Here is a 4,977-nt window from a genome sequence, read left to right on the forward strand (position 1 = left end):
GCACGTCGGCTGCTCTCATTCCTCGCACTCCACAGCGGCCAGTGCGAATCAAGCCTCCATTGGGGCTGAATCGGTTTCGAGTGCGTGTTGCTGTCACCATCATTGCCACCGAGAAGAAAAGCCGGGATCCCACCAGCATTTGGCGGACGGGCGGCAAGCAAAAGATGATTCGGCGGAGGGGGAAAACCAGCCACCGGCGAAGCACGATTCTGATTCGTGCAGTATTTGCCAGCACTTCTTCGCATCACGTCATGCGATTTCCCCAATCAATGGCAACTTTGCTTGGTTTGCTGCCACGCCGTCTGACGGTAGCGTGGTACGAGACGATGTGATTGTCTCGGGAACCTTTCTCTGCAGCCTCTCGCTACGAGGACCGCCTCGGGGCTGAACGCTTGTTTCGTTCAATCCCGTTGCTTGAGCGTTTTGTCGTTTCACCCCGGTTGGTGCTGCTGTTTTGGAATCAGTGTGCGCTCGCGGTGGGTGTTGAAGCGATTCGCTTAGGCGTCTTCTCCATGCATTGAAGGTGCGTTTCCATGGCTATTGTCCATGATATGCCCTCCGATCAAAGTTGGTGGTCACGATTATTGACAACCGACTTTTGTCCGTGGGCGAATCGTTTCGTTTACTGGTTAAAAGAGCCCGTAGGCTGGTTTGCGTTGGCGACCGCGATCAGCGTGATTATCGGTCTGTACTTTAGTCCCATCGGTTGGACGCTCGCCGCGTCATTGACTGCGATCATGGCTACTGGGATGGCGTGGCCTTGGGTTGCCGTTCGGGTGACGCAGTGCGACTTGCATCCGGAAACCGATGCGGTTCACGAGGACACCGCATGCCGCATGGTGCTGAGCATCCGCAATCGAATTCCGATTCCCGTTTGGGGCTTGGCGATCGAAGCCTATTTGGAAAACATTGCAAACGATGATAACGTTCCTACCGTGGGTTTGGCCTGTGTTCCGCCGCTTTGCACCGCCGATTACTGCGTCAACGTGACACCAACGCTTCGCGGACATTATCCAACCACAAAGCCTCAAGTGGCGTGTTCGTTTCCGTTTGGCATTTGGACGGCGCGACGCGAACTGCGTGACGTCCGGCCGCTGACGGTTTGGCCGAGGGTTTACCGGGTGCTGGGAGTCCTGCCAATCATCGGACAAATCAACGCCGACGAGGGTGACGGCAGTCGTGGCGGCCGCAGCGGAGATTTTGTCGGCGTACGGTCGTTCCGCCGAGGCGATTCTGCCAAACACGTCAATTGGGTTGCATCAGCGAGATCCGAATGTTTGATCGTGACCGAGCGAGGCGGACCGCAATCGGTGGAACTTGATGTGTTCATTGACACGTCTAGCAATGCGAGTCGCGAGTCGTTGGCGCGACGCATTCGAGTTGCGGCCAGCATACTGGATTCGCTGCATCAATCACGGATTCGGGCGCGAGTGCGGCTGGGCAATGACCGACTGACTTACAAGTGTGACTCACGCGGTCGACGTCAGATGCTGGATGCGTTGGCGGGCGTTCCCGTGGATGGAGAACCCTGCGAGCCTATCCATCGAGCGAACGCGAAGGCGAGGATCGGCATTTCCGGTTCGGCAAGCGGCGAGGTGGTGATCCAGATTCAAGACCCCTTGGGCAGTCGACGGGCCGGAGGTGCAACTCGCGAGATCTTCATTGGTCTCCGCGACGACTTGGCCACGGCGATCGCTGGTTTGTGGAAGGAGATCCGAGATGCGGACGTTGCAGCTTGACCGCCGGACTTACGAAGCGATTGTGCTGGCGGTGCTCTCGATCATCGCGGTCGCTTGCCTTCGTTTCTACGTCGAATCCCGAGTGCTCTTCATCGCGGAGATGTTTTTAATCGCAGCGTTTTTTGCGCGGAAGTCGTGATGACGTCGCGACAGCGTCGATGGTCGATTGCGATGGTTGTCGTACCGATCGTTGCCGCTGTGGTTGCAAGAGTCTTCGGATCGCCGATTGCTTTCGAGATGACCGCATTGACGACGCTCGCTGCCGCTTCGCTTGCGATGGCGATCGGATCCGAGCGAATCCAACCGATGTCGCTGGTGTCATCCGGCTTCCTCACTCTGTTTGCGGTCGCCATTTCGGATAGTCGCCACGCCGTTTTGATCGCGATCGTTTGGTTGGCGGTTTGCGTTTGGCATTTGATTGCCAATCATTGGGAACGACTCGATCTGTGTGCGGTGCAACAAGTGCATCGGGGCAAAACCGTACGTCCGGCTTCGGTCGTCGTCGCGGTTGCCATTTGCATTCTCAGCGGACTGGTGGTTCGCGACCGGTTTGGTGAATCGAAGCGATTTAGCGGTGGATTTATGCCGACCAGCGGCGGATCCAAATGGTCGGACCCGGCCGCTCGTAGTGGCGTGGGAACAGGCGATGCAACGATTGCCGCCAAGGACCACGCGGAATCGTTTGGTGCGGTCGAGTCGGATCTGTTTTTGGAATCGACACAGCCATCGTTGTTCGACATGTACAACGACGCCATCGGCGAGCCCAAGAAAAAGAACAAGTGGGAACGACGTCAAGGTTTGGCTCCTGAAAAGATGATCGAGACGCACGAACAAACCGCGAAGAGCGAAAAGGGGGGCAGCTCGTTCTCGACCGATCGCATGCCGCCGAAGAAGCATTTGCATTTGAAGGACTCGCCCGAAAACGCGGTGATTCAGTGGGCAGGTCCCACCGGCATCCGCTTGGCAATGAACCGCTATGACACGTTTGAGGGTTCCGATTGGACGAACTCGGCAACGCTTGGCAATGAAAAGCTGGATCGTCGCGATTATGACGGGGCGGCTTGGTTCATGGATCCGAAGTTGTCGTCACCGACAAGATCCGCCGCGGAAGTGAACTTGTTGAAAGTCCTGCGGCTCGATTCGACGCGACTTCCCGTACCCATGTTGACGATGGGGGTGCATGTCAAGGACGTCGACCGGCAAGACTTCTTTGGAATCGAAGACGACGGATCATACTTTATGCCTGGTCGTGAAAAGGTCCCAGCGTTGACCGTGGTGAACGTCGCATCGACCAAGATTGCGGAGGACGAATTGTGGGATAGGCTTCCACTTCACACGTGCTCCCTAAATTTCGATCAAAACGAGGATGCGGCGAGCACGGAGTTGAGCGAACCCTCCCAGGCCGCTGTCGCGTCCGACCCTCCCGCAAGCGGGAGGGTGAAGTTGAGTTTGGACTCTCACCCGCTACGAGATTGTGCGACGCAGTGGACCGCCGGTTGCGATCATCCGTACGAAAAGCTGCAAGCGATCGTCTCGCGGCTCCGATCGGATTTCACATTTGATCGCTCAGCGGAAACCACGGACGAGGATTCGATCGCCGGTTTTCTAAAGACGCGACGAGGCGGAGATCACTTGTTCGCAACCACTGCGGCGTTACTTGCTCGCGAAATCGGTTTGCAATCCCGTTTAGTGACGGGGTTCTACGTGAGACCCTCGGCCATCGACATCACAGCCGGACACACCAACGTGTTACCGGATGACGTTCACGTTTGGGTCGAAGTCCAACTTGATGACAACCGTTGGTTCGAGATTGAGCCGACGCCGGGGTATCGACAGCCAATCTATACACCGTCGGCATGGCTGGTCACGCAGCAGTTTGCCGCGGCACATTGGCCACACGCGATCGGATTGATCGCCGCCGCGGGGTTGTTGTTCCTCACACGTTTGTTCTGGATCGAATTGGCGCTGAGCGTCTTGTATCGAATTGGCGTGATCGTTTGGCCGCGAGGCCGGATGGCTTTGGCGATGCGTGTGCTGCAAACGCGAGCTAGGTACGCCGGTTGTTCACGGATCGCCGGTCGACCGCAACGGGATTGGCTGCTGTCGATCACCTCTACCCACGACCCGCTCCTAAAAACCGCTCGTCGGTTTTGCGACGCCGCCGACCGGGCTGCGTTCGCGGAGAGTGAAAACACATTCCACGAAGACAATGTCTCAAACGAGTTACTCATGAATCTGAAAATCCCCGTCCTCCGACAACTCGCCTCGGAGACTACTGTATGAACCTACTTGAAAATACACCCGATGTCGCTTTAGCCAGTGACTCGCTCGACGGTCTGCGGCGCAGTCTCAATAGCGTGCTGTTGGGCAAAGAAGATGCGATCGAATTGGTAATCGCGTGCTTGCTTGCCCAAGGTCATTTGCTGCTGGACGATTTACCGGGAACCGGCAAGACGACGCTTGCCAAAGCGATTGCGGCGTGCGTCGGCGGCAGATTGGCGCGTGTGCAATGCACGCCCGACTTGTTGCCTTCGGACGTGACCGGTTTCAACCTATTCAACCAGAAAACACGCGAGTTTGAGTTTCGCGCTGGGCCGGTGTTCGCGGACGTCCTACTGGCTGACGAACTGAACCGCACCACGCCGCGAACGCAAAGTGCCTTGCTTGAAGCAATGGCTGAACGCCAGGTGACGATCGACGCGGTTGAGTACACATTACCGAAAACGTTTTTTGTGATTGCGACCCAAAACCCGATCGACTCGCACGGCGCGTACCCGCTTCCCGAAGCTCAATTGGATCGGTTCACCATCAAGATGAAAATCGGCTATCCCGATCGTGCGTCCCAGATGGGAATCCTGGAAGCGGCATCTCGGGCGGATGCAAACGGCGATGCGGCTTCGAGTGTGCTGTCGCTCGATGAGCTTGCACGACTTCAATACGCCGTCAAAACGATCACGGTGCATCCGCGAGTTCGAGAGTACTTGGTCGATCTGGTCGAAGCGACTCGCGGCGACTCGGCGATTCAATTGGGCGTCAGCCCACGAGGGATGTTGCTATGGCAACGCATCGCTCAAGCGTGGGCGATGTTGCAAGGCCGGGACTTCGTCACCCCCAGTGACGTGCTGCACGTCGCTCGCCCGGTGTTGTCGGTCCGACTGCTGACGACCAGCGAGGATAGCGGCGGCGTGATTAACCGTTTGCTCGATACTGTCCCTGCACCGGAGTACCGATGATCGTT

4 protein-coding genes are annotated in these 4,977 nt (G+C 57.2%); all 4 read left to right on the plus strand.

All coding sequences use genetic code 11. From position 1 onward, the window contains the following. A partial coding sequence (locus RMSM_RS42265) for a hypothetical protein (protein ID WP_040763782.1) occupies nt 1-332 on the plus strand: 332 nt, incomplete at its 5' end. Nucleotides 333-533: 201 nt separating this feature from the next. Then, the gene (locus RMSM_RS02725) at nt 534-1,739 is read left to right on the plus strand and encodes a DUF58 domain-containing protein (RefSeq protein WP_144057327.1); all 1,206 of its coding nucleotides are present in this window, start codon (nt 534-536) and stop codon (nt 1,737-1,739) included. 138 nt (nt 1,740-1,877) lie between these two features. Continuing rightward, on the plus strand, nt 1,878-4,022 hold the full coding sequence (locus RMSM_RS02730; RefSeq protein WP_008691230.1) for a transglutaminase-like domain-containing protein: 2,145 nt from the start codon (nt 1,878-1,880) through the stop codon (nt 4,020-4,022). Next, nucleotides 4,019-4,972 (plus strand): AAA family ATPase, encoded by a 954-nt coding sequence (locus RMSM_RS02735; RefSeq protein ID WP_008691232.1) that lies wholly within the window; start codon nt 4,019-4,021, stop codon nt 4,970-4,972. The genes RMSM_RS02730 and RMSM_RS02735 overlap by 4 nt, the downstream gene beginning before the upstream one ends. Nucleotides 4,973-4,977 lie beyond the last annotated feature (5 nt).

This window comes from Rhodopirellula maiorica SM1 (assembly GCF_000346295.1).
GTDB classification, from domain to species: Bacteria; Planctomycetota; Planctomycetia; order Pirellulales; family Pirellulaceae; genus Novipirellula; species Novipirellula maiorica.

What these genes read in the sequence shown, in the direction of transcription:
- RMSM_RS02725 (WP_144057327.1), top strand. Translation starts at nt 534, where the DNA reads ATGGCTATTGTCCATGATATGCCCTCCGATCAAAGTTGGTGGTCACGA.
- RMSM_RS02730 (WP_008691230.1), top strand. Translation starts at nt 1,878, where the DNA reads ATGACGTCGCGACAGCGTCGATGGTCGATTGCGATGGTTGTCGTACCG.
- RMSM_RS02735 (WP_008691232.1), top strand. Translation starts at nt 4,019, where the DNA reads ATGAACCTACTTGAAAATACACCCGATGTCGCTTTAGCCAGTGACTCG.